Source organism: Pantoea sp. AS142 (genome assembly GCF_037152305.1).
Lineage (GTDB): Bacteria > Pseudomonadota > Gammaproteobacteria > Enterobacterales > Enterobacteriaceae > Pantoea.
In genome coordinates this window covers 160,684-184,013 of record NZ_JBBCMO010000011.1, presented here as the reverse complement: position 1 = coordinate 184,013, position 23,330 = coordinate 160,684, and the positions used below count along the sequence as shown (strand labels likewise).

The window sequence follows — 23,330 nt, the reverse complement described above, 5'->3', positions numbered from 1 at the left end:
ATCTGGTGTTCGGTGAATCGGGCTTTGCGCATGGTGATCTCCTCCGGGGACATAGTCAGTATGTCGGAAGATCTCTAAATGTGAATGGTCCGCTATATAGGGATGCTTACATGATAACTTTCACGGGAATTGTCTTGCCGAACTGACGCTTAAACAGCCACCCACAATTATCTCGCCCCCCAACCTGTTTTCCCGCACAAACCCCATGCTATCTTGTGGTTTTGATTTTTTCAGTGGGCGAAATTGATGACAAAGTTGCGGGTAGGGATCGTGTTTGGCGGGAAATCGGCTGAACATGAGGTGTCGTTGCAGTCGGCCAAAAATATCCTTGAGGCGATCGACAAAACCAGGTTTGACGTGGTGTTGCTGGGTATTGATAAACAGGGACACTGGCGTCTTAATGATGCGTCAAATTTCTTACTCCATGCCGAAAATCCGGCGCTGATCGCGCTGAATCACGCCGCTGAAGATGTGGCGCTGGTGCCCGGTAATACTCAGCAGCAGATCATCACCCGCCACAACGCTCATCCGCTGTCGCAGATCGACGTTATCTTCCCAATCGTGCACGGTACGCTGGGTGAGGATGGTTCCCTGCAGGGTCTGCTGCGTATGGCTTCGTTACCGTTTGTCGGTTCCGATGTGCTGGGTTCTGCGGTCAGTATGGATAAAGATTTTACCAAACGCCTGTTACGCGATGCCGGCCTTAAGGTTGCGCCGTGGCTGAGCGTCACTCAGGCCCAGCGTGTGCAGCTGGATGCCAGCGCAGTCATTGCCCGCTTTGGACTGCCTCTTTTTATCAAACCCGCTAACCAGGGTTCATCCGTGGGCGTCAGTAAAGTAGATAGCATTGAAGAATTTGATGCCGCGCTGACGCTGGCCTTTACTTTTGACCGCAAGGTCCTGATTGAACAAGGGATTAAAGGTCGGGAAATTGAGTGTGCGGTGCTGGGCAACGATGTCCCTGAAGCCAGCCCCTGCGGTGAAGTGGTGGTGCATGACGCTTTCTACTCTTATGACACCAAATATATCTCTGAGAGCGGCGCGCAGACGGTGGTTCCGGCAGCCATTACACCGGCAACCAGCGATGCGATTCGTGAGGTCGCCATCAAAGCCTTTACCACCCTGGAGTGCTTTGGCATGGCGCGCGTTGATGTGTTCCTGACTGACGACGGCGACATTATCGTCAATGAAGTGAACACCCTGCCCGGCTTCACCAATATCAGCATGTACCCGAAATTATGGCAGGCGGCCGGACTTAGCTATCAGGATCTGATCAGCCGTCTGATCGAGCTGGCGATTGAACGCCACCAGCAGGCCACTACCCTGAAAAGCAGCGTCAGCTGACAGAACGCCGACGGCGTGGCGTTATGCCACGTCGCTGGTGATAGCGCGATGGTTGACCGGAGAGGTCTGATTACGGCCATTGCGTTTCGACAGATAGAGATTTTTATCGGCCGCGGAGATCAGCCGGTTGATCACGCGGTGCCACTCCCCCGCCTCACCAACACTGGCATGCGCCAGCCCCAGACTGACAGTGACCGTGACCGTACTGCCCTGCAGCCAGAACTTCTCTTTCGCCATCGTCTGCCGGATACTCTCGGCAAGGAAATAGAGCTTTTCCGGATTCTGATCGAACAAAACCACCACAAACTCCTCTCCGCCAAAACGGCAGATGCGGCCCTCTCTGCCCACGACCCGCTGCATCCGGCGAGCGATCTCTTCCAGTACGCTGTCACCGGCATCGTGACCGAAATTGTCATTAATGGCTTTAAAGTAGTCGACATCCAGCAAGATCACACCTGCTTTGCGCTCGGGGGTGATCGGCTCAGCACGCAGGCTTTCATATAAACCGGAGCGCGACAGCAGCCGGGTCAGAAAATCGTAATTCGCGCGCAGCGCCAGCCGTTGATTAAGCTGGTGAATCGCATCCATGCTGGCGGCCACAATCAGCGGACTGATTGCAATGGTCGCCACGCCCAGCCGCGCTGAGGTCAGATGGCTAATCGGCAGCAGAGTATCATTGCCCCGAATATTCATTAGGCCATGAGCGACCAGAATGATTTCGGTAATGCCGGTCAGCAAAATCACCAGGCTGGTAAGCGGCATTGGCAGAACAATGGCGCACCAGACCAGCGCCGGAACCGGAAACGTCAGGCTGCCTGCGCCGCCCATCATCGCGCCAGCCATCAGCGAAAAGATCAGGGCGATCACCGGCGCCAGCTTGCGTATTTGCAGAAACTGGCGGGGCGACAGCGACGACCAGTCACGCGTCAGCAAAAACGGCAGCAGCATCAGCCCGGTTGATAACTGCTCGCTGAACCAGTCACTCCACGCCATCGCCAGACTGGCATTAAAACTAGCCTGTTGCGCCAGCGCCCCCCAGCTGGCGCAGGCCAGCGCAGCCAGCAGGCAGGCCGGAAAGATGCGCAGCATACTGGTAATACGCTCGCTGCCGGAATCGTGCTGCAGATGCTTCACCAGCAGCGTCACCGCCACCAGCACAAACAGAAGATTTGCCACGTTTAGGGTAAAGGCAAAGATCGTCCAGCCCGAAAAAACGGTGTCGTTGAACACCATCGCGGCAAACGTAGAAAGGTAATAACGGGCCTGATGCAGAAAAGGATTACGTACGATCACACCAGTGACGATCGCGTTAACCGGCCAGAACAGTGACAGCTCCTGTGGAATGCGCAGGTGTCCGCCGATAAAGCAAAATATCAGCGTGATTAAAAACAGCGAAAATAGATTTTTCTTAGTGTTGTGCTCTTCAAACAGCGGTGTGCGCATACATCCGGACCTTGTCACAGAGAGGCTGGCTGTCCACGCCAGCCTGGGCAGGCGCATGGTGTCAGAATGATTAAATCCTGCCTACCCTCAATGTCATCCAGCGATAAAAACTAAAGGGATGGGCTGACTCAGGAAGGCTACCCGGTAAAGCCTAAGCCCATCAGATGACAGCAGAAAATGGGGCTTTATTATGCCTCGCAAATAAAAAAATCGGATATCCGAGATATCCGATTTTTGCTGTCCTGACGACTTACCGTTGTGCTACACGCTATTTTACGGCAACCGGCCACTGACTGAGGCGAATGCCGCGTTTGTCGGCGTTATCGCCAAAATCTTTCAGCACTGCTTTGACGTCGGGATCGATATAATCCGCATTATCGTTATCGACGATGACCACGCTGTTCTCCGGGATCTCATCCAGCAATCCCTGCAGCTTTGGATTGTGCATAAAGGTCAGGTTCTGCTGAAAGCGCAGCACGTAGTGATCGTCATAGCGGGTAAGCTGAAGCGCATTGCGATGGCTTTTGTAGATGCTGTAGAGGATCTGCGTGGCGATGCCGATACCAATACCGACCAGCATACCCAGCGTGATAATACCGACGATGGTGGCCAGAAACGGCACGTACTGCTGCGCCCCCATCCGGAATTGCTCAATAAACAGTTTGGGTGTCGCCAGCTTATAACCGGTGTAGAGCAGCACGGCTGCGAGGCTGGCCAGCGGAATGGCATTTAGCATCTCGCTGAACCACATACCGCAAATCAGCAGCAGCACACCGTGAATGAAAATCGACAGTTTGGTCTGCGCGCCCGCACTGACGTTCACCGAACTGCGCACAATAACTGCCGTTATCGGCATCGCGCCAAGAAAACCGGCCGCCAGGTTACCGATACCCTGTGCGAACATCTCTTTGTTGGGCGATGGCGCGGGATTCTGAGGACGCAGTTTTTTCAGCGCCTCCTGACTCAACAGGGTCTCCAGACTGGCGACCAGTGCCAGCGTCACCGCAACCACCCAGACCTGCGGATTCTGCCAGGCCATCCAGTCGGGCGTTTCCAGCTCAGCCACCAGCGCGGAGACGCTGTCAAAAGCGGGCAAGGAAATGCGCGCCAGACCCTGGGTCATCTCCGGGAACAGTCGCCCTCCCACCACTGTGGCCAGGCAGCCGATCAGCACGGCAATCAGCGGTCCGGGGATCCAGGCCAGCGCTTTAATTCGTTTCACCGGCGCGGTGGTCCAGAGACATAAAATGGCCAGGCCGACACCCGCTACCACTATCGCGGGCAGTGAGAAGGTCATCTCCCCCGTCACCAGCGACACCAGTTCGGCATCGCCAGCGGCACCCAGCGCCACCGGGATCTGCTGCATGATCAGCAGCAGGCCAATTGCCGCCAGCATCCCCTTGATGACGCTGCCCGGCACCAGCGAAATAAACCGTCCAGCGCGCAGCAGGCCAAACAGACATTGCAATGCCCCGGCGATAATTAGCGCAGTGAGAAAGGCGGAGAAGCTGCCCAGTGACGCCATTGAGGCGACCACAATAGTGACGAGGCCCGCCGCCGGGCCACTGACAGCAAACCGGGACGGACTCAGTGATGTGACCACCAGACCGCCAATCACACCGGTTAACAGACCGGCAAATGGCGGTAATCCACTGGCCTGTGCGATGCCAAGACAGAGCGGCAAGGCGACCAGGAAAACCACCAGACCCGCTGGGATATCACGACGCAGGCTATCGAGGTTCATAATGAAGGCTCCTCTGCAGATTGATGAATCAGCTCTTTGAGATGGCCGGAGCGCAGGTCATAAACACAACCAAACACCTCCAGTTCCTGGCCCGATTGCCAGATTTGCCTGACCGGTTCAGATTTCACCAGTCTGGCGAATTGCGCCTTAACGTTCGCCTCAACCAGCCGATCGAGCTGTTCACCCGGCGTCGTGTCTGAGGGAGGACTTTCCGCCAGGCCGGCCTGAATATCATGACGCAACGTTTTAATGCGTCTCGCCAGCGCGCTCTGCTGACCGTCCAGCACGCTGCCGGGCAGATTTTGTGCGGCTTCCACCCCGCCGCAGCCATAGTGACCACTCAATACGATGCGTTTCACGCCGAGAAAGAAGAGTGCGTACTGCAGTACGCTCAGTAAATTGTCGTCGTCCTCAATCACCATGTTGGCGATATTACGATGCACAAAGAGTTCACCAGGATGGGAGCCGGTTAATACTTCTGCCGGAACGCGACTGTCCGAGCAGCCAATCCAAAGTGAATGCGGCTTTTGCTGATGAAGGAATTTTTTGAAATAATCTGGATTACGCTGGCGGCGCTGTAATGCCCAACTGCGATTTTTCGCTAATAAGGGTTTAAGTGTCGTCACAATCATCTTCTCTCTACTACAGGGATGTCGCATCCTGGCTAACCACTAAGTGTATCGGCTCACAGATAAAGCCGGAGCCACCAGGTAAATAAGAACTGAGTCACAGAAAAAGGTTATAAACGTTAACCATTACCAATGCACGAGCAATATTTCACAGCGCATTTACTTTACGTGTTTTGTCAATTAAACGTCAGTAAGAGTCAGTGTTCAGTAAATTTTATTAAGCAGAAAAGATGAGGGCGAATTGACAGCGCCTATTATAAAATCAATTAAATCAACAAATTAAATCGACACCGGATAATAAACTAAATTTATTGATGACAAATAAATACAAGCATTAACAGAGTGGATATTTACTGCCATACCAACCGGTGCGCTTTTTACCAGGAATCCTCTTAATTAAAAAATTAACTATTAGCACAATCAACCGGCTTAATTATTGAAAGCCAGTTAAATATTCCTGATTTTGGATATGAATGGAGCAAGAGATAGTTAATTTCATTTGCAGCAAAATAGTGACAGCAGTAAGTAAATCAGGACCATTGCTGAACAGAGCCTGACCTGGCCAGGCTCTTTTTCTTGACAAATTATTTACCGTTCCAGTTTTGCAGGCGCGATTCCCGTACTGACAGCTGCTGTTCTGGCGTCAGTTTATTGTAATTGTCCGCCATTCCGCTTTCCCAGTCGCCGTAAAGCGGATTCGGCAGCACGATGAACTGCGTACCAAATTGCTGATGGTTAAGATTCACAAAATCACGGCGCTGCTGATTACCCTGATGCCAGGTCGCCACACCGAAATCGTTGAGGTTATCGCCCACGTAGAGCACCACATTATAGCCGGCGTTTTTGATGGCATCGAAACGCGCCTGCTTGTTGGAGCTGTCAGTATTCAGGCGCACGGTTTTATCGCTGACGCTGGGGAAGCCAAGCTGCTGCATGTTGGCTACCGTGGCGGCGTAATCTTTCTGGTCGCGGTTCGATACATAGAACAGCGTGCCGCCATTCTGTGTCACATGGCGCGCAAACTCTACTGCGCCAGGCACTGCTTTCGCCTGTCGCGCCTGCGTCCAGGCTGACCAGGTTTTGCTGCTGTAAGGCTGTCCGTTCTTCGCCTGCCACGCGCTGTAGGCACTGTTATCCAGCATGGTTTCATCCAGATCGACAATCACCGCTTTGGGTTTGCCGGTCAGCGACGGTGCCTGATCAAACGCCATGCGCGCGGTGTTAAAAGCCTGCCAGGTCAACGCCTGATATTCGCCAGACTGCTGGAACCAGTTTACCGCCAGCACCGATTGCTGGCCGAGTTGCTGTTGTGCGGTCTGATGTGACGGCGAGGCGCAGCCGGTAAGCAGCAGCGCGACCAGTCCGGATGCAGCAAATTTTGCGGAGGTTTTCATCATTTCATCCTTAAGGTGAGAAAGGTCTGAGGAGAAGCTTCAAAAATGTAGCAGTTAACGTAAGCTGTGGGCACCCCAATGCAAGTCGTTATAGCAGGAGATTCTTATGGCCGTGACCCCGCGCTCGCCGTTGCTCGATTCGCTGGAGTGGCTCGATTATACGTTTCAGCCAGCCGGTGAGCCACCACCCGCTGATGCGGCCTGGGGACATCAACGCCACAGCGCGACGGTGGTTACCGATACTGAGAACACCCCGCCCAAAAGCTGCGAGTCTGATGGGGTGATCAGCAGCGGGACGCGGCCGGTGGCGGTCTACACCGCCGATTGCCTGCCGGTACTGTTTGCCGACCGCAAACAGCGGATCGTGGCCGCGGTTCATGCCGGACTGAAAGGTACGCTGGCCGGTGTGCTGACCCGCGCCGTAGAAAAACTGTGCGAGCTGGGCTGCGAGCCGCAGAACCTGATCGTGGCGATCGGCCCGGCGATGGGGCCCTGCTGCTATGAACTGGCCGAACCACAGCGGGCGGAGATTGCACAGAACCCGGCGTTTGCCAGCGGGCTGCGCTGGCACCAGAACCAGCCGGTTAATCCCCAGGCGCAGCGTCCCCAGGCCTCTGCCCACCAGCACGGCGTCTGGTTCGATCTGCCTGCGCTGGCAACGCAACTGCTGGTAAACGCCGGGGTACCAGCCGCGCAAATTGATAACGTCAATGTCTGCACCTACTGCGTGGCCGAGAGGGGTTCAAGCTACCGCTTTAATACCCACTTTGGCAGCGGCTATCGCTCCCGCTATTCGTGGATCCGGCGGCGTTAACCGCTTCAGAGCCAGTTATCTGACCCGTGCTGACCGCCAAAAGCGATGGGCGCTGACGCCTGTTGCAAAGCAGCGCAGGCCGCGGATGACGCTTTCTGGCTCTTTGCGTAAGGCATAGGCTCCCTGCGCCCGTTCATTGTCACTCCCCCGCCGTTGTTTTTGATTTCACTCACACCCTGACATTCTTTCACTTTTTTTTAACGCAGAAGTGGCTAGAGTTAACTCATCCGACCACTTTATTGTGAGTGATTATGAACCCCGTCAATTCCGACTATCCCGCGCTGTTTACGCCGCTGGACCTTGGCTTTACCCGACTAAAAAACCGTTTTCTGATGGGGTCAATGCACACCGGCCTGGAAGAACACCCGGATGGCGCAGCCCGGCTGGCGGCTTTCTACGGCGAGCGGGCGTGCGAAGGTGTTGCGCTAATTGTCACCGGCGGCATTGCCCCCAATGCTCAGGGTGTCACTACCGCGCATGGCGCGATGCTCACTGACGAAACGCAATGTGACTGGCACCGGCAGATCACTGAAGCAGTGCATCAACATCAGGGCAAAATCGCCCTGCAGATCCTGCATACCGGTCGTTACAGCTATCAGCCCGATCTGGTTGCACCCTCGGCACGCCAGGCGCCAATTAACCCGTTTACGCCACAGGCGATGAGCGAGGCAGCGATTGAACAGACGATTAATGACTTTGCCCGCTGCGCCCGGCTGGCGCAGCGGGCGGGCTATGATGGTGTGGAGATCATGGGTTCCGAAGGCTACCTGATTAATCAGTTTCTGGTGAAGCACACCAATCAGCGCAGTGATCGCTGGGGCGGCGACTTCCGCCAGCGGATGCAGTTCGCACTGGCGATTACCCGCGCCGTTCGCGCCGCGACCGGCGACGCGTTTATCATTATCTTCCGGCTGTCGATGCTTGACCTGATCGAAGAGGGCAGCACACTGGAAGAGACGCTGCTGCTGGCGGGCGAGCTGGAGCAGTGCGGCGTCACGCTGTTCAATACCGGCATTGGCTGGCATGAAGCGCGCATCCCGACCATCGCCACCTGCGTGCCGCGCGCGGCCTTCGCCTGGGTGACGCAGCGCCTGCGCCAACAGGTCAAAGTGCCGGTAATCGCCACTAACCGCATCAACCATCCTGCCGTCGCCGAGCAGCTGTTGCAGTCGGGATGCGCCGATATGGTGTCGATGGCGCGCCCTTTCCTCGCCGATCCCGCCTTTGTCAGCAAAGCACAGCGCGGTGAACCAGACAGCATCAACACCTGCATCGCCTGTAATCAGGCCTGCCTCGACCAGGTGTTCGCCGGTAAGATCACCTCCTGCCTGGTCAATCCGCGCGCCTGCCACGAGTCACTGATGCCGGTCACCCCCAGCACCACACCGCGCAGGCTGGCGGTGGTGGGTGCCGGTCCGGCCGGGATGGCGTTTGCACTTCAGGCGGCGCAGCGCGGACATCAGGTGACGCTTTATGAGGCCGCGCCGGCAATTGGCGGTCAATTTAATCTCGCCCGGCAGATCCCCGGCAAAGCCGAGTTCAGCGAAACGCTGCGCTATTTCCGCTATCAGCTGGCAGCGGCGGGCGTGACGGTTCACACCAGTTGTCGGGTGACGGCGGATCAGCTAAGTGAGGCCGATGAAGTGGTGCTGGCGACCGGCATCCAGCCGCGCACGCCCGCCATTCCGGGCATCGATCACCCCAGCGTGCTGAGCTATCTTGAAGTGTTGCGCGATAAGCGTCCGGTGGGTGAGCGGGTGGCGATTATCGGTGCAGGCGGCATTGGCTTTGATGTGGCTGAGTATCTGTCGCAGCCTGCGCATGATGGCGATCTGGCGGCGTTTTACGCGGAATGGGGCATCGACCACAGCCTGACGCAGCGCGGCGGCCTCGTAACACCCGAGCCGCCTGCCACGTTACGGCAGATCTGGCTGCTGCAACGCCGGTCAGGAAAACCGGGTGTCGGGCTGGCAAAAACCACCGGCTGGATCCATCGCGCCAGTCTGCAGGCGCCTGGTGTTGAGATGTGGGGCGGCGTTGAGTATCTGACGATAGATGACTGCGGGCTGCATCTGCGGCGCAACGGGGAAACGCTGCTGCTGGAGGTCGATAATGTGATTATCTGTGCCGGGCAGGAGCCGCAGCGCGAACTGGAAGCCGCGCTACGTGCAAAAGGACGGGTGGTAACGGTGATAGGCGGCGCGGATGTGGCGCAGGAGCTGGATGCGCGCCGCGCCATTGCGCAGGCGACACAACTGGCCTTAACGGTCTGACTAACGCATTTTCACCGCGCGCAGCACCACGAACTTCTGGTTAGAAGCGATCAGCGTGCAGTTACCAAACAGCTTCTTCAGCTTGTGGTGATAATCGAGGTGCAGGTTGCCGACAATGCGCAATTCGCCGCCATACTGCAGGCAGCGTTTGGCATCGCGGAACATCTGCCAGGCCAGGTGATCGGTCACGGCATGCTGCTGATGGAATGGCGGGTTGCACAGCACCGCGTGCAACCGATCCGACGGATAGCCGCTCAGCACGTTGTTCACCAGGAACTGACAGCGTGATAGATCCTCAGGACGGTTCACTTCCACGTTAAGCTGGCTGGAGGCGACGGCCATGTAAGACTCATCAAGGAAATGTACCTCGGCCTGCGGATTCTGTTGCAGCGCCACCAGTCCCACCACGCCGTTGCCACAGCCCAGGTCCACAATCTCGCCCTCAATGTTTTCCGGCAGATGCTGCACAAACAGCCGTGCGCCGATATCCAGCGAGGCACGAGAGAAAACGTTGGCGTAGTTGTGAATCTGATAAGGGGTGCCATCCAGCGGCCAGACCAGCGTCGGCGTGGCCTCACGCAGTGCTGGCTGGCTGAACTGGCTGTAGATCAGACGCGCTTTTTTCCACGCCAGTGAGGTTTTGGTTTCACCGATGATCTGTTCGAACAGCTGCAGCGTCGAGTTATGGATTTCTTTGGCGCGAGCCGCCGCCAGAATCACCGTCTCGGCTGTGACCACCTCGCGAATGGCGCGCAGCTGGTGCTCAAGAAGCGCCAGCGTTTTAGGCACTTTGATCAGCACCGCCGCCGGGTCCGCAGGCAGTTCTGCCAGGCTGTCAACAAAGCGTACGTCGCTGTCATCCAGCCCATTAAAGGTCAGGTTCTGACGGGCGGCCTGCTGGCTCAGCCAGGAGTCGCTGACATGCCAGACGGTGCGCGGATTCAGGGCGCAGGTTAACGCCCCGAAACTGTCGTTGAAAACCAGCACCGGTCCCTCTGGCAGCGCCTGCTGTAACAGATATTCATCAGCCGCATCCCAGGCTTGTAATGGACTTTCGTCACGCATCTGCGGGAAGCGATGCAGGATCAGTGTGCGATCGTTCAGTTCAAGTTGGCTCATGAATTCTCCGGCGTGGTACACTTTGGTTAATTTTCGCCCCGATAAAAAGGGCGCGCAGTATACTCTTTTTCGCCTGGAATCCCTAATGTCCTCACTGATCTACCTTCAGGGTTATCCTGCCCCGCTTCTTGAGCAGGTTCAGACGCTGATCACCCACCAGCGCTTAGGTGCGTTTCTGCAGGAACGTTATCCCGACACCCACGATGTAATAAGTGATAAAGCGCTGTATGACTACACACAGGCGCTGAAGAGCCGCTATATGCGCAACGCGCCGCCGATCAGCAAAGTGGTGTGGGATAACAAAATCAAGGTGATGAAGCATGCATTAGGACTGCACACTGCCATCTCACGCGTACAGGGCGGCAAGCTCAGGGCGAAAGCGGAAATCCGTATCTCGACCTTTTTCCGTCTCGCACCGGAGCCGTTTCTGCGAATGATTGTGGTGCATGAGCTGGCACACCTGAAAGAGAAAGATCACGATAAAGCGTTCTACCAGCTCTGCTGCCATATGGAGCCGGATTACCACCAGCTCGAATTTGATGCGCGACTGTGGATGACTGACCAGGCGATGCGTGGCAACGCGGCCTAAAGAAACTCCTGCGCTTTCTGAATCAGGCTGGTCTTAGTCAGTGCCCCCAGAAAGCGCCGCTCCTCAGGATTATTCAGCACCGGCAGTCGTTCCAGCGTGACCACAGCAAAGGCTTCCCAGCCCTCACGCATACTCTGATTCTGATACACCACCGGAAAATCCTGATCCATCACGCACTGCACTGGTGAGTCGAGGGTGATCTCCTGCGCCAGCACCCTGCGCGAAATCTCATGAATCGATACCACGCCCAGGAAAGCACCCGCGGCGTTGATCACATAAACGTAGCGTTCACGCTTCAGCGAGCTGACCGCCAGCGCCTGCCCCACAGACTCTTCCGGCTGCAACGCCGCACCCGCAATAATCAGCTCGGCAATGCGCATGTTATCAAAATCATATTTTGCTTCTGAACGACTGAAGTGATGACTCACGACCGGATAAGTACTGGCGGATTGCAGGCGATAGACCACCATTGACGCCAGCACCGTGGCGATCATCAACGGAAACAGCAGGCTGCTGTTGAGCGTCATCTCCAGCACCATTAGCATCGCCATCAAAGGAGCCTGGCTAACCGCCGCCAGCACCGCCGCCATGCCAATTGCGGCATAGAGCAGCACATTGCCGAGCGGCAGATGCAGCGCCGCACCCACTGTCGCGAGAGTCACGCCAAGCAGCGCGCCAATCAGCAGCGAGGGCGTAAAAAGTCCGCCGACAGCGTTTGAACCCACTGACAGGCTGGTGGCGAGGGTTTTCAGCACCAGCAATAACAGCAGACCCGGCAACAGATAGTTGCCCGCCATGACGTTGACGATCACCTCGTAACCGTTGCCGAGAATATCAGTGGAGATCAACGCCAGTAAGCCTACGGCGAATCCGCCAGCGCCCAGACGCAGCGGCAGGGAAGCGACCCGGCTGAAAAGCACTTTGCTGCGGGCGATGCATTTAATCAGTATCCAGCCCGCCAGACCGGCGCATAAACCAATCGCCACCGTCATCAGCAGGCTGCTGAGATCCATGGCAAAGTTTGCGTCCGCCAGCGGATAGAGCGCACTGCGAAAACCCAGCGTCCACATGGTCATTACCGCCGTAGCGGAAGCAATAATCAACGGTATCAGGCGCTGCAACGCAGAAATGCCGAAGGCGATCTCCGCCACGAAAATCGCCGAGGCCAGCGGCGCATGGTAAACCGACGAGAGACCCGCCGCGGCAGCCATCGCCACCACGTCACTGTTTTTCAGGTTAAGAGAGGCCGGTAACAGGCGACCAATCGCACTGCCGCACAGCGCCGAGAGCTGCACCATCGGTCCCTCTTTACCTATCGACGCGCCGCTGCCGATACTGGCAATCGAGGATAAGGCGCGAAACAGCGACGTTTTGGTCGGCACCGCATCGAGCCGGGCATTGATCACTTCAAGGTAATCCGTTTTCACCGTTTGCTGCTGCTCTATCGCGACCGCATAACGCAGAAAATAGCCTGCCAGCACCCCGCCCGCCCCCACCAGCAGCGGCCAGCAGATCCAGGGCCACAGATGCAAGGATTCGGTAATTTCACCACTGCGGGCAAACAGCAGATGGTTGATCAGTTCAATCACTCCACGAAACGCCAGCGTCACCAGCGATGCCGCACATCCGACCGGAATGGCGATGAGCAGTGTGGTCCAGTTTAATGCGTGCTTACTTGCTTTCACCTGCGCTCCCTGGTTGATGCATAAAAATCATCGCTTCCGCATATTATTGGAATGCGGATCGCAGGATCAATCCCTGCCCGCCCGTCACCATTGCACAGCGTTGGTGAGATGTTACTCTGCCGCTTTACCACTGTCGGAGAGATGACGTGATTCGTTTTGCCATTGTGGGAACAAATTGGATTACGCGCCAGTTTATTGATGCCGCTCATGAAACCGGGACGATGAAGTTGTGTGCGGTCTATTCACGCAGCCAGCAGCAGGCAGAAGCGTTTGTCACCGATTATCCCTGTAAACGGACGTTTACCTCGCTGGACGCGCTGGCCGCCAGCCCGGAGATCGATGCGGTCTATCTTGCCAGCCCTAATGCCCTGCACTGCCAGCAGGCGCTGCTGTTTATGTCGCACGGTAAGCATGTCATTTGCGAAAAACCGCTGGCCTCTAACCTGGCAGAAGTCGAACAAATGATTGCCTGCGCCCGTGAGCATCAGGTGGTGCTGTTTGAAGCGTTTAAAACCGCCAGCCTGCCTAATTTCCTGCGGCTGCAGCAGGCGCTGCCAGCGGTAGGTAAACTGCGAAAAGCGCTGCTGAGTTACTGCCAGTACTCCTCGCGCTACCCGCGCTATCTTAACGGCGAGAACCCTAATACCTTTGAACCGCGCTGGTCCAGCGGCTCAATTATGGATATCGGTTATTACTGCCTGGCATCCGCGGTGGCGCTGTGGGGCAAGCCAGACAAGGTGCAGGCCAGCGCGACGTTGCTTGCGAGCGGCGTAGATGCGCATGGCGTAGTCGTGCTCAACTACGGCGATTTCGACGTGACAATTCTGCATTCAAAAGTGAGTGATTCCAGCCTGCCCAGCGAGATTCAGGGTGAAGCGGGCGCGCTGGTGATTGAAAACTTATCAGAGTGCCAGCAGTTAACCTTTTTGCCGCGCGGCGCGGAAAAGCAGGCGCTGAGTCAGCCGCAGCATATCAACACCATGCTGTATGAAGCAGCCGCTTTTGTCCGACTGGTTGAGCAGCGGCAGGTGGACCACCCTTCGCTTGCGGTTTCGCATATTACCGCAGCGCTGCTGACTGAAATCCGCCGCCAGACGGGTGTGATCTTCCCGGCCGACAGGTTGCTATGTAAATATTTCTAAATATGACTGAGAGTGATTGCTTCCTGTCCGGCTAAACCGTAACGTAGCCTCCAGCAAAGGGGAGTAACTTGTAAGCTGATTGATCGTCACTACGTTGCGAAAGCATCCGGTCATCAGGCAACCCGGAATCGATTTCTGTGTTGTAAGTGAGACCTTGCCGGAAGGCGAGGTTTGCTTGCAAAAAATAAGCGGCTGACGTCTTCTGACTTCAGCCTTTTTTTTATTTTCAGACAGGATACGAATATGCAAACTGTGGGTACGCCTTTACTCTGGGGCAGCTTTGCGGTTGTGGTGCTTATCATGCTGGCTATCGACTTGCTGTTGCAGGGACGCCGCGGCGCACAGACCATGTCTTTCAAGCAGGCGGCTATCTGGTCGCTGATCTGGGTTTCAGTCTCACTGCTGTTCAGCGCCGCATTCTGGTGGTATCTGGAGGGCAGCGCGGGTCGGGAAGTTGCTAACACGCAGACGCTCGCCTTCCTAACCGGTTACGTGCTGGAAAAAGCGCTGGCGGTAGATAACGTCTTCGTCTGGCTGATGCTGTTCAGCTACTTCTCAATTCCTGCCAATCTGCAACGCCGTGTGCTGATCTACGGGGTATTAGGCGCTATCGTGCTGCGTACCATCATGATCTTCGCCGGTAGCTGGCTGGTCATGCAGTTCAGCTGGATCCTCTATGTGTTCGGTGCCTTCCTGCTGTTCACCGGTGTAAAAATGGCGCTGGCGAAAGAGGATAATCACGCGGTAGGCGACAAACCCGTCGTGCGCTGGCTGCGTAAGCATTTACGCATGACCGATGAGCTCGACGGCGAGAAGTTCTTCACCCGCAAAAACGGCGTGCTGTTTGCGACACCGCTGCTACTGGTACTGATCATGGTGGAATTCAGCGACGTGATCTTTGCCGTCGACAGTATCCCGGCGATCTTCGCCGTTACCACCGACCCGTTTATCGTGCTGACCTCAAACCTGTTCGCTATCCTGGGTTTGCGCGCCATGTACTTCCTGCTGGCCAACGTGGCGGAACGTTTCTCAATGCTGAAATATGGCCTGGCGATTGTGCTGGTGTTCATCGGCTTTAAGATGCTGATTATGGATATCTATCATATTCCGGTGGGGATCTCGCTGAGTGTGGTCGGTCTCATTCTGGCGTCAACCCTGCTGATTAATGCCTGGGTTAACCGCAAAAGAGACCAGAAAAAGCTCGCACCATAATTACCTGCAGGGGCAGCGGATGCCCCTGTTTTATTTTGCGGCAACCTGCCGCGCCATGTCATCCCTCTGTCACACTTCCACTATCCAGCATAATAAATATCCGACCTGCTCCACAGTGACAGAATTTTCTCTTTTCTCGTCCGATCTTTTCCTTATACTCCGCCGGGCAAACCGTTTTAGCCGATGTAAAACGTCGCGCCTGAAACTACACCCGCGACAAAATATAGAAAATATTATGCAGAAAACTCTCTCCGCACGTCTGGGCACGCTGCTCGCCGGTAGCCTGGTGAAGCAAATCATGATTGGGCTGATCGCCGGTGTGGCGCTCGCCTGGATTTCACACGATGCCGCGCTGGCGGTCGGTCTGCTGGGTGAACTGTTTGTCAGTGCGCTGAAAGCAGTCGCGCCGTTGCTGGTACTGATGCTGGTGATCGCCTCAATTGCCAACCACCAGCATGGCCAGAAGAGCAACATCCGGCCGATTATCCTCCTCTACCTGCTCAGCACCTTTTTCGCAGCGGTCGTTGCGGTTGTCTTCAGCCATCTAATCCCGCAGACGCTGACGCTGGCGGTTGGCACCACGGAAATCGTTCCCCCTTCCGGCATCACTGAAGTGTTACGTGGGCTGCTGATGAGCATGGTGTCGAATCCGATCACGGCCCTGATGCAGGCTAACTACATCGGCATTCTGGTGTGGGCCATTGGCCTCGGGCTGGCGTTCCGTCACAGCAGTGACAGCACCCGCGCCTTTCTCAATGATGCCTCTGAGGCGGTAACCTGGCTGGTACGCTGCGTCATCCGCTGCGCGCCAGTGGGTATTTTTGGTCTGGTGGCGTCGATTCTGGCCTCAACCGGCTTTGGCGCGCTGTGGCAATATGCCCATCTGCTGGCGCTGCTGCTGGGCTGTATGGTGCTGATGGCGCTGGTGGTGAACCCACTGCTTGTGTTCTATAAAATCCGCCGTAACCCCTATCCGCTGGTCTTTACCTGCCTGCGTGAAAGCGGCGTCACCGCCTTCTTTACCCGTAGCTCTGCCGCCAACATTCCGGTGAATATGGCGCTGGCAAAACGTCTGGATCTGGATGAGGATACCTATTCGGTGTCGATTCCGCTGGGCGCGACCATCAGTATGGCGGGTGCGTCGATCACCATTACCGTGCTGACGCTGGCGGCGGTACATACGCTGGGGATCAACATTGATGTGCCAACGGCGATTCTGCTGAGTCTGGTGGCGTCACTTTGTGCCTGCGGTGCTTCGGGCGTGGCGGGGGGGTCGCTGCTCCTGATCCCGGTGGCCTGTAACATGTTCGGCATTCCGAATGATCTGGCAATGCAGGTAGTGGCCGTCGGCTTTATTATCGGCGTATTGCAGGACTCAGCGGAAACCGCGCTGAACTCCTCAACGGATATTCTGTTTACTGCGGCAGTCTGCCAGGCGGAAGCGGAGCGCGAAACCAGCCGGGCCTGATTCAATAAAATGAAAAGGCAACCCGCAGGGATAACTACGGGTCGCTTCAGCCTGCTGACACGCCCATTTCAGGGTGAATCCGGCCGCAACGGATACACTCAACGCGCAGGGAACGTTCAGCGATGAGGAAAGCGTCCCGCGCCATGGACAAAAACGCCGGGAGCGTTTTTGAACAACGCAGAGCGTTGGCCCGGCTACGGGCGCACCTCAGGGAAGAGGTACGTAATCGCGCGGGACGTGCGTGTCATGGATGACGGCCTTTGCGACTTTCCGATCTGGCCGTGTTCCCTTGCTCCCTTCGCAGGCTCGGTCTCACCGCCACTGAGCCGGACTTTATCAACATTCTCAAGCGACCCACACATTAGCGGGTCGCTTTTTTATTTAAAGCGTCACCCCGCTTTTGAAAATCGCCAGCTCGCGGAAATCGTTCTTTTCGTTGTTGGTCGGCTGACCGCTGGCAATTGCCACAATGCTGTCGACAAAATCTTCCAGCATCGCATCCATGCTCATCCCCTCGATCAACCGTCCGGCATTAAAGTCGATCCAGTGCGGTTTCTTCTCTGCCAGCGGCGTGTTGGTAGCCAGCTTCACCGTCGGCACGAAACCACCATAAGGCGTGCCGCGTCCGGTACTGAACAGCACCATGTGACAACCGGCACCCGCCAGCGCACTGGTGGCGACCGCATCATTGCCGGGCGCACTCAGCAGATTCAGGCCCGGCGTTTTTAACCGTTCGCCATACTTCAGCACATCGACGACCTGGCTCTGCCCCGCTTTCTGGGTACAACCCAGCGACTTCTCTTCCAGCGTGGTGATGCCGCCCGCTTTGTTGCCCGGCGACGGGTTCTCGTAGATTGGCTGCTGGTGATCGATAAAGTACTGTTTAAAGTCGTTGATCATCGCCACCGTTTTGCTGAAGGTCTCCTCGTCGCGACAACGGCTCATCAGAATTCGTTCTGCGCCAAACATCTCCGGCACTTCGGTCAGCACCGTGGTGCCGCCGTTGGCGATCATCTGGTCAGAGAAACGCCCCAGCAGCGGATTGGCGGTGATGCCAGATAAACCATCCGAACCGCCGCACTCCAGACCAAACTTCAGCTCGCTGAGCCTGCCGGGTGCGCGCCGGTCGTGACGCATTTTCTGATAGAGCGCGTGCAGACGCTCCAGCCCGGCTTCTATTTCATCATCATGCTGCTGGCACACCATGAACTCAACCCGATCGCTTTCAAAGGCGCCGAGAGTGTCACGGAATGCATCGACCTGATTGTTTTCGCAGCCGAGACCAATCACCAGCACCGCGCCTGCATTAGGATGGCGCACCATATTTTGCAGCATGGTGCGGGTATTTTCGTGATCCTGCCCCAACTGCGAACAGCCAAAGGTGTGACTGAACAGGAACGCCCCGTCAATGTCTTCTGCCTGCTGCGTTTCCTTGAGAAAGCGCTGCAGGATCTGACGCGCAATACCATTGACGCAGCCGACAGTCGGCAGGATCCACAGCTCATTGCGGACGCCGACCTCGCCACTGGCACGACGATAGATCTGCACCTCACGGTCTCCCGGCTGCGGCGGCAGCGTCACAAAATCGGGTTGATACGCATACTGATCCAAATCGCTGAGATTGGTGCGGGCGTTCTGTGAGTGAATCAGCTCACCAGCGGCGACAGGCTGAGTAGCATGGGCAATCGGCAGCCCATATTTGATCACCAGCGCATCCTGCGCGATAGGCTGCAGGGCAAATTTATGCCCGCGACCTACCACCTGTTTCAGCGCCACACTCAGTGGCGGCAGCTCAATCGTGGCACCCGCGTCTAAGTCACGTAACGCCACGGCGACATTGTCGCGGGGATCAATTTTAATTGCGTCTTGCATAGCGTTATCTCAGTTGGCTCAGCGCCTCACGCATTCCGTGGGCGATAATGTTTTGCAGGTGTTGGGTGACAACCGCAGCCAGTCCGGGCCGCTGGTTTAAATCTTCTCCCCAGTGTTGCGCATCGCTTAGCACGCCGTACACCAGCTGTTGCGGTGACATCTTACCCACATCAAGCGCTTTCCAGGCGTCCGCATAGCGCTGTAACCACTGCGGATCATCCTGCAATAGCCAGCTTTTCCCGGCTGCTTCGCCACGATAAAAGGCGATCAGCGCGGCCAGCGCAAAGGTGGTATGTGTCGGCCACTCGCCGGTTTGCTGATGCGCGGTCAGGAGTGGCGTCAGCAGACGGGTGCGGAACTTGGTCATGCCATTAAGCGCAATCGACAGCAGCGCATGACGAATAAACGGATTGCGGAAGCGGCGCTCTACCGCATCGGCAAACGCGTGCAGTTCATTTGCGGGCAGATCCAGCGTTGGGATCACTTCCTGGCGCAGAAGGTTGTCCACAAATCCGGCAATCGCCGGGTCGGCCATTGCCTCTCCCACGCTCTCAATACCGGCCAGAAACGCCACCGGCACCATTGCGGTATGCGCGCCATTGAGGATGGCCACTTTCTGCGCTTTATAGGGCGCTATGTCATCCACATGACGAACCTGCGGCGACAGCGCCCGCATCTTCAGGTCATTGAACAGTGCCGATGGCCCCTGAATCACAAACTGATAGTAGAATTCGCCTGCCACCAGATAGCGATCTTCATAACCCAGCTCGCTTTGCAGCTGCTCGCTTTCCGCCGGAAAGCCGGTGACGATACGATCGACCAGGGTGTTGTAGAAAGCACAGTACTGATGAACCCAGGTTTTAAAGTCTGACGGCAGATGCCAGTGATCGGCGTAGCGCAGCACCATGTCGCGCAGTGTGTCGCCGTTATGGTCAATCAGCTCGCATGGCACGATCAGCCAGCCCCGGTCGCTGGCACCATTGAAGTGGGAATAGCGCGCCCATAGCAGCTGCGTCAGTTTGCCGGGGAAGCTGCTGGCGGGCTGGTCAGTGAGCTGATCCGTGCCGACAAAGGCGATACCGGCTTCGGTGGTATTGGAGAAAACCATGCGCAGATCGGGATTACGGGCCAGCGCCATAAATTCGCCGAACTGCTGCCAGGGCTGGATCTCACGGTTCAGGCTGCGGATCAGCCGGCTTTCGCTGACCTGCTCGCCCTGATCGTTCAGTCCGCGGATCAGCGTAGTGTAGAGACCATCCTGCTGATTCAGGCTGTCGCTGACTTCACGATTGAGCGGCCGCACCACCACGATCCCGGCATCGGTGCCCTGATGTTCATTCAGCCAGTCAATCTGCCAGTCAATAAAGGCGCGCAGGAAGTTGCCTTCGCCGAACTGGATCACCCGGTCACGATAGACCGCGCCCGGAAAGTCGTGGCAATTTAACCTTTTCATCATCAGGCTCCCAGCTCAATGCCGAAATAATCGCGGGCATTGTTGAAGCAGATGTTCTGTACCATCTGGCCTAACAGCGCTTCATCAGCGGGTGCTTCCCCCTGCTCTACCCAGCGGCCAATCATCTGACACAGTAACCGGCGGAAATATTCGTGGCGGGTGTAGGAGAGGAAGCTGCGGCTGTCGGTCAACATCCCGACGAAGCGGCTCAGTAAGCCAATCTGCGCCAACTGGGTCATCTGACGCTGCATTCCATCCAGCTGATCGTTGAACCACCAGGCTGAACCGAATTGCATTTTTCCCGCCTGACCTTCGCCCTGAAAGTTGCCCGCCATAGTCGCCAGCACTTCGTTGTCGCGCGGGTTCAGGCAGTAGAGAAGGGTTTTAGGCAACGCATTATTGAGATTCTGGGCACCCAGCAGCCGTGCCAGCGGTTCTGCCAGCGGTTGATCATTAATCGAATCGAAGCCAACATCCGGCCCCAGCAGCTGATACTGGCGCGGATTGGTGTTGCGCAGTGCGCCAATGTGATACTGCTGCACCCAGCCACGGCGGGCATACTCGCTGCCCAGCCAGACCAGTACTGCCGTTTTGAACTGTGCAGTCTCCTGTAGGTTGGGCGTGGTACCGCTGCGGCGACGCGCCAGAATGGCATCCAGCGTGGCGTCATCGGCCTCGGCATAACAGACGACATCCAGAGCGTGATCGGAGACTTTACAGCCGTGCGCAGCGAAGTGATCCAACCGTTGATGTAATGCGCTGCGCAGATCGTCAAAACGCTGCACGCTGATGTCGGTCAGCTGCTCCAGTTTCTCAAGCCACGGCAGGAAGGTTTCTGCTTCGATATTAAAGGCTTTGTCCGGACGCCAGCTCGGCAGCACTTTGACGCTGAAGCTCGCATCGTCTGCCAGCACACGGTGATGGCGCAGGTCATCCAGCGGATCGTCAGTGGTACCGACCATCTTCACCTTCATCTGCTGCATGATGCCGCGCGTGGTAAAGCTATCCTGTGCCAGCAGTTCATTGCAGCGATGCCAGATGCTATCAGCAGTTTTCTCTGAAAGCAGCGTATCAGTAATGCCGAACGGTCGGCGTAACTCCAGATGGGTCCAGTGATAGAGCGGGTTGCCGATAGTGTGCGGCACGGTGCGTGCCCAGGCGTCAAATTTTTCACGGTCGCTGGCGTTACCGGTACAGAATGCCTCAGCTACACCGTTGGCGCGCATTGCCCGCCACTTGTAGTGGTCGCCCTTCAGCCAGATATCATAAAGGTTGGTAAAGCGATAATTTTCGGCAATCTGCTGCGGTGGTAAGTGGCAGTGATAGTCGAAAATCGGCTGATCCTTCGCGTAGTCGTGATAGAGACGGCGGGCGAATTCGGTATCCAGCAAAAAATCCTCGGTCATGAAACGTGACATACATGCTTCCTCATCGACTGAACCACTAATGGCCCAAAGTTATCATACCAATTTCAGTCTGTTACGGATTTATTTGCGATCCTGCTCACATAAACGGCGGTGACTGGATGCCTATATGGACGTTTTTGTCACCCGTAGCGCGCTAACTGGCTGTCGTTACGCAGGTTTTCAGTATCACACAGTGCAGAAAGGGTTTTTGTGATGGCTCTCAACTTTTAAAGTTGTATAACAAGTTAGGCTCTCGCCCCATCGTGAGGTCGTTAGCGGCCCACAAATGGCAATGTCAAAACAGGGTTGCTGATACAGAACCTGCGGGCGTGAGTAGAGATGCATCACGTGCTGTCCCGCTCCAGATAACAACAGCGGCAAGACCGCATACAGAACTGGAAGAGGTAGAGGATGCGTAAGATCAAAGGGTTACGCTGGTACATGATTGGGCTGGTGACGCTCGGCACGGTGTTGGGGTATCTGACCCGTAACACCATTGCAGTGGCGGCTCCGACATTACAGACAGAGCTGCATATCACCACGCAGCAATACTCCTACATTGTGGCGGCTTATTCAGCCTGCTACACCCTGATGCAACCGGTGGCGGGATATGTGCTGGATCTGCTCGGCACCAAAATCGGTTATGCGGTGTTTGCCGTGCTGTGGGCAATTTTCTGCGCCGCCACAGCGATGGCAGGCAGCTGGGGCGGCTTCGCGCTGGCCCGTGGTGCAGTCGGTGCGGCAGAAGCGGCGATGATCCCGGCCGGTCTGAAGGCGAGCAGCGAATGGTTTCCGGCCAAAGAGCGCTCAGTCGCGGTTGGCTACTTTAACGTAGGTTCTTCTATCGGGGCGATGCTGGCTCCGCCACTGGTGGTCTGGGCAATCATGGCGCACAGCTGGCAAATGGCATTTATCATTACCGGTGTACTGAGCATGGCCTGGGCACTCTGCTGGCTACTGTTCTATAAACATCCAAAACAGCAGAAAAAACTCAGCGATGAAGAGCGCGACTATATTATCTCCGGTCAGGAAGCGCATCATCAGACCGGCAACACCCGCAAAATGTCGGCACTGGAGATTATCCGTAACCGTCAGTTCTGGGGCATTGCACTGCCGCGCTTTCTGGCAGAACCGGCGTGGGGAACGTTCAACGCCTGGATTCCGCTGTTCATGTTTAAGGTTTACGGCTTCAATCTGAAAGAGATTGCAATGTTTGCCTGGATGCCCATGCTGTTCGCGGACTTCGGCTGCGTTCTGGGTGGCTATCTGCCGCCACTGTTTCAGCGCTGGTTTGGCGTTAACCTGATTGTCTCCCGTAAGCTGGTGGTAACGATGGGTGCGGTATTAATGATTGCACCGGGCACCATCGGGCTGTTTACCAGCCCCTATGTCGCCATTGGTTTGCTGTGCATCGGCGGATTTGCCCACCAGGCCCTCTCTGGCGCACTGATCACCCTGTCGTCAGACGTTTTCGGCCGCAATGAAGTCGCTACGGCTAACGGCTTAACCGGCATGGCCGCCTGGACCGCCAGCACCATGTTTGCGCTGGTCGTCGGTGCACTGGCTGATACACTCGGCTTCAGCCCACTGTTTGCCGCGCTGGCGGTCTTCGATCTGCTGGGTGCCGTCGTCATCTGGACAGTCCTGAAAAATAAACCTATTTCAGAGCTGAATGCTGAAACGGTTATTCCGCAGGCCAACGCGCTTCGCAGTTAATCTGCCGGGCTGGCGAAAGCCAGCCCA

17 protein-coding genes are annotated in these 23,330 nt (G+C 56.3%); 8 read left to right on the top strand and 9 right to left on the bottom strand.

Features of this window, described 5'->3' with window-relative positions; all coding sequences use genetic code 11:
- Positions 1-246 precede the first annotated feature (246 nt).
- Positions 247-1,344 carry a D-alanine--D-alanine ligase gene (gene ddlA / locus WFO64_RS19050; protein ID WP_337013601.1) on the top strand — a complete coding sequence of 366 codons (1,098 nt, stop codon included), beginning with the start codon at positions 247-249 and terminating at the stop codon, positions 1,342-1,344.
- A 21-nt stretch (positions 1,345-1,365) separates the two neighbouring features.
- Here the strand turns inward: ddlA and WFO64_RS19045 are convergent, their stop codons facing one another.
- The 4 genes from WFO64_RS19045 to WFO64_RS19030 form a co-directional block, all read right to left on the bottom strand.
- Positions 1,366-2,787 carry a GGDEF domain-containing protein gene (locus tag WFO64_RS19045; protein WP_337013600.1) on the bottom strand — a complete coding sequence of 474 codons (1,422 nt, stop codon included), beginning with the start codon at positions 2,785-2,787 and terminating at the stop codon, positions 1,366-1,368.
- Positions 2,788-3,055: 268 nt separating this feature from the next.
- Positions 3,056-4,531: a SulP family inorganic anion transporter gene (locus WFO64_RS19040; protein ID WP_337013599.1), complete on the bottom strand. Its 1,476-nt coding sequence runs from the start codon at positions 4,529-4,531 to the stop codon at positions 3,056-3,058.
- Positions 4,528-5,163 carry a carbonic anhydrase gene (locus tag WFO64_RS19035; protein WP_337013598.1) on the bottom strand — a complete coding sequence of 212 codons (636 nt, stop codon included), beginning with the start codon at positions 5,161-5,163 and terminating at the stop codon, positions 4,528-4,530. Before WFO64_RS19035 ends, WFO64_RS19040 begins: the two co-directional genes overlap by 4 nt.
- A gap of 581 nt (positions 5,164-5,744) precedes the next feature.
- A complete protein-coding gene (locus WFO64_RS19030) occupies positions 5,745-6,554 on the bottom strand; it encodes a 5'-nucleotidase, lipoprotein e(P4) family (protein ID WP_337013609.1) in 810 nt (269 codons plus the stop codon).
- A gap of 106 nt (positions 6,555-6,660) precedes the next feature.
- Between WFO64_RS19030 and WFO64_RS19025 the strand changes: the two genes are divergently transcribed.
- Positions 6,661-7,368 carry a polyphenol oxidase family protein gene (locus tag WFO64_RS19025; protein WP_337013597.1) on the top strand — a complete coding sequence of 236 codons (708 nt, stop codon included), beginning with the start codon at positions 6,661-6,663 and terminating at the stop codon, positions 7,366-7,368.
- Positions 7,369-7,619: 251 nt separating this feature from the next.
- Entirely contained in the window at positions 7,620-9,641 is a 2,022-nt protein-coding gene (locus tag WFO64_RS19020) for an NADPH-dependent 2,4-dienoyl-CoA reductase (RefSeq protein ID WP_337013596.1), read from the top strand.
- On the opposite strand, the gene rlmG is transcribed toward WFO64_RS19020, so the two are convergent.
- A complete protein-coding gene (rlmG, locus tag WFO64_RS19015) occupies positions 9,642-10,760 on the bottom strand; it encodes a 23S rRNA (guanine(1835)-N(2))-methyltransferase RlmG (protein ID WP_337013595.1) in 1,119 nt (372 codons plus the stop codon).
- A gap of 85 nt (positions 10,761-10,845) precedes the next feature.
- Here rlmG and WFO64_RS19010 point away from each other — a divergent pair, with 85 nt between their 5' ends.
- Complete coding sequence (locus WFO64_RS19010; protein ID WP_337013594.1) at positions 10,846-11,349, top strand: M48 metallopeptidase family protein; 504 nt, start codon at positions 10,846-10,848, stop codon at positions 11,347-11,349.
- On the opposite strand, the gene WFO64_RS19005 is transcribed toward WFO64_RS19010, so the two are convergent.
- Complete coding sequence (locus WFO64_RS19005) at positions 11,346-13,034, bottom strand: chloride channel protein (RefSeq protein ID WP_337013593.1); 1,689 nt, start codon at positions 13,032-13,034, stop codon at positions 11,346-11,348. The genes WFO64_RS19010 and WFO64_RS19005 overlap by 4 nt on opposite strands.
- 146 nt (positions 13,035-13,180) lie before the next feature.
- Here WFO64_RS19005 and WFO64_RS19000 point away from each other — a divergent pair, with 146 nt between their 5' ends.
- The 3 genes from WFO64_RS19000 (at position 13,181) to sstT (ending at position 16,856) form a co-directional block, all read left to right on the top strand.
- The gene (locus WFO64_RS19000) at positions 13,181-14,176 is read left to right on the top strand and encodes a Gfo/Idh/MocA family protein (RefSeq protein ID WP_337013592.1); all 996 of its coding nucleotides are present in this window, start codon (positions 13,181-13,183) and stop codon (positions 14,174-14,176) included.
- 243 nt (positions 14,177-14,419) lie between these two features.
- Positions 14,420-15,388, top strand: a complete 969-nt coding sequence (locus WFO64_RS18995) for a TerC family protein (RefSeq protein ID WP_337013591.1) — start codon at positions 14,420-14,422, stop codon at positions 15,386-15,388.
- 235 nt (positions 15,389-15,623) lie between these two features.
- Complete coding sequence (gene sstT / locus WFO64_RS18990) at positions 15,624-16,856, top strand: serine/threonine transporter SstT (RefSeq protein ID WP_337013590.1); 1,233 nt, start codon at positions 15,624-15,626, stop codon at positions 16,854-16,856.
- A gap of 381 nt (positions 16,857-17,237) precedes the next feature.
- On the opposite strand, the gene WFO64_RS18985 is transcribed toward sstT, so the two are convergent.
- From WFO64_RS18985 to uxaC, 3 genes are read right to left on the bottom strand one after another with little or no spacing between them, the layout of a single operon-like run.
- A complete protein-coding gene (locus WFO64_RS18985) occupies positions 17,238-18,728 on the bottom strand; it encodes a UxaA family hydrolase (RefSeq protein WP_337013589.1) in 1,491 nt (496 codons plus the stop codon).
- A 4-nt stretch (positions 18,729-18,732) separates the two neighbouring features.
- Positions 18,733-20,181, bottom strand: a complete 1,449-nt coding sequence (locus tag WFO64_RS18980; RefSeq protein WP_337013608.1) for a tagaturonate reductase — start codon at positions 20,179-20,181, stop codon at positions 18,733-18,735.
- A 2-nt stretch (positions 20,182-20,183) separates the two neighbouring features.
- Positions 20,184-21,599 carry a glucuronate isomerase gene (uxaC, locus tag WFO64_RS18975; RefSeq protein WP_337013588.1) on the bottom strand — a complete coding sequence of 472 codons (1,416 nt, stop codon included), beginning with the start codon at positions 21,597-21,599 and terminating at the stop codon, positions 20,184-20,186.
- Positions 21,600-21,998: 399 nt separating this feature from the next.
- Here uxaC and WFO64_RS18970 point away from each other — a divergent pair, with 399 nt between their 5' ends.
- A complete protein-coding gene (locus tag WFO64_RS18970; protein WP_337013587.1) occupies positions 21,999-23,303 on the top strand; it encodes an MFS transporter in 1,305 nt (434 codons plus the stop codon).
- Positions 23,304-23,330: the final 27 nt, after the last annotated feature.

Excerpts from the sequence above, each read along its gene's own strand:
- WFO64_RS19010 (WP_337013594.1), top strand. The coding sequence starts at position 10,846 with ATGTCCTCACTGATCTACCTTCAGGGTTATCCTGCCCCGCTTCTTGAG.
- WFO64_RS19045 (WP_337013600.1), bottom strand. The coding sequence starts at position 2,787 with ATGCGCACACCGCTGTTTGAAGAGCACAACACTAAGAAAAATCTATTT.
- WFO64_RS19030 (WP_337013609.1), bottom strand. The coding sequence starts at position 6,554 with ATGAAAACCTCCGCAAAATTTGCTGCATCCGGACTGGTCGCGCTGCTG.
- sstT (WP_337013590.1), top strand. The coding sequence starts at position 15,624 with ATGCAGAAAACTCTCTCCGCACGTCTGGGCACGCTGCTCGCCGGTAGC.
- WFO64_RS18980 (WP_337013608.1), bottom strand. The coding sequence starts at position 20,181 with ATGAAAAGGTTAAATTGCCACGACTTTCCGGGCGCGGTCTATCGTGAC.
- WFO64_RS19035 (WP_337013598.1), bottom strand. The coding sequence starts at position 5,163 with ATGATTGTGACGACACTTAAACCCTTATTAGCGAAAAATCGCAGTTGG.
- uxaC (WP_337013588.1), bottom strand. The coding sequence starts at position 21,599 with ATGTCACGTTTCATGACCGAGGATTTTTTGCTGGATACCGAATTCGCC.
- WFO64_RS19025 (WP_337013597.1), top strand. The coding sequence starts at position 6,661 with ATGGCCGTGACCCCGCGCTCGCCGTTGCTCGATTCGCTGGAGTGGCTC.
- WFO64_RS19020 (WP_337013596.1), top strand. The coding sequence starts at position 7,620 with ATGAACCCCGTCAATTCCGACTATCCCGCGCTGTTTACGCCGCTGGAC.
- WFO64_RS18985 (WP_337013589.1), bottom strand. The coding sequence starts at position 18,728 with ATGCAAGACGCAATTAAAATTGATCCCCGCGACAATGTCGCCGTGGCG.
- rlmG (WP_337013595.1), bottom strand. The coding sequence starts at position 10,760 with ATGAGCCAACTTGAACTGAACGATCGCACACTGATCCTGCATCGCTTC.
- WFO64_RS18970 (WP_337013587.1), top strand. The coding sequence starts at position 21,999 with ATGCGTAAGATCAAAGGGTTACGCTGGTACATGATTGGGCTGGTGACG.
- WFO64_RS18995 (WP_337013591.1), top strand. The coding sequence starts at position 14,420 with ATGCAAACTGTGGGTACGCCTTTACTCTGGGGCAGCTTTGCGGTTGTG.
- ddlA (WP_337013601.1), top strand. The coding sequence starts at position 247 with ATGACAAAGTTGCGGGTAGGGATCGTGTTTGGCGGGAAATCGGCTGAA.
- WFO64_RS19040 (WP_337013599.1), bottom strand. The coding sequence starts at position 4,531 with ATGAACCTCGATAGCCTGCGTCGTGATATCCCAGCGGGTCTGGTGGTT.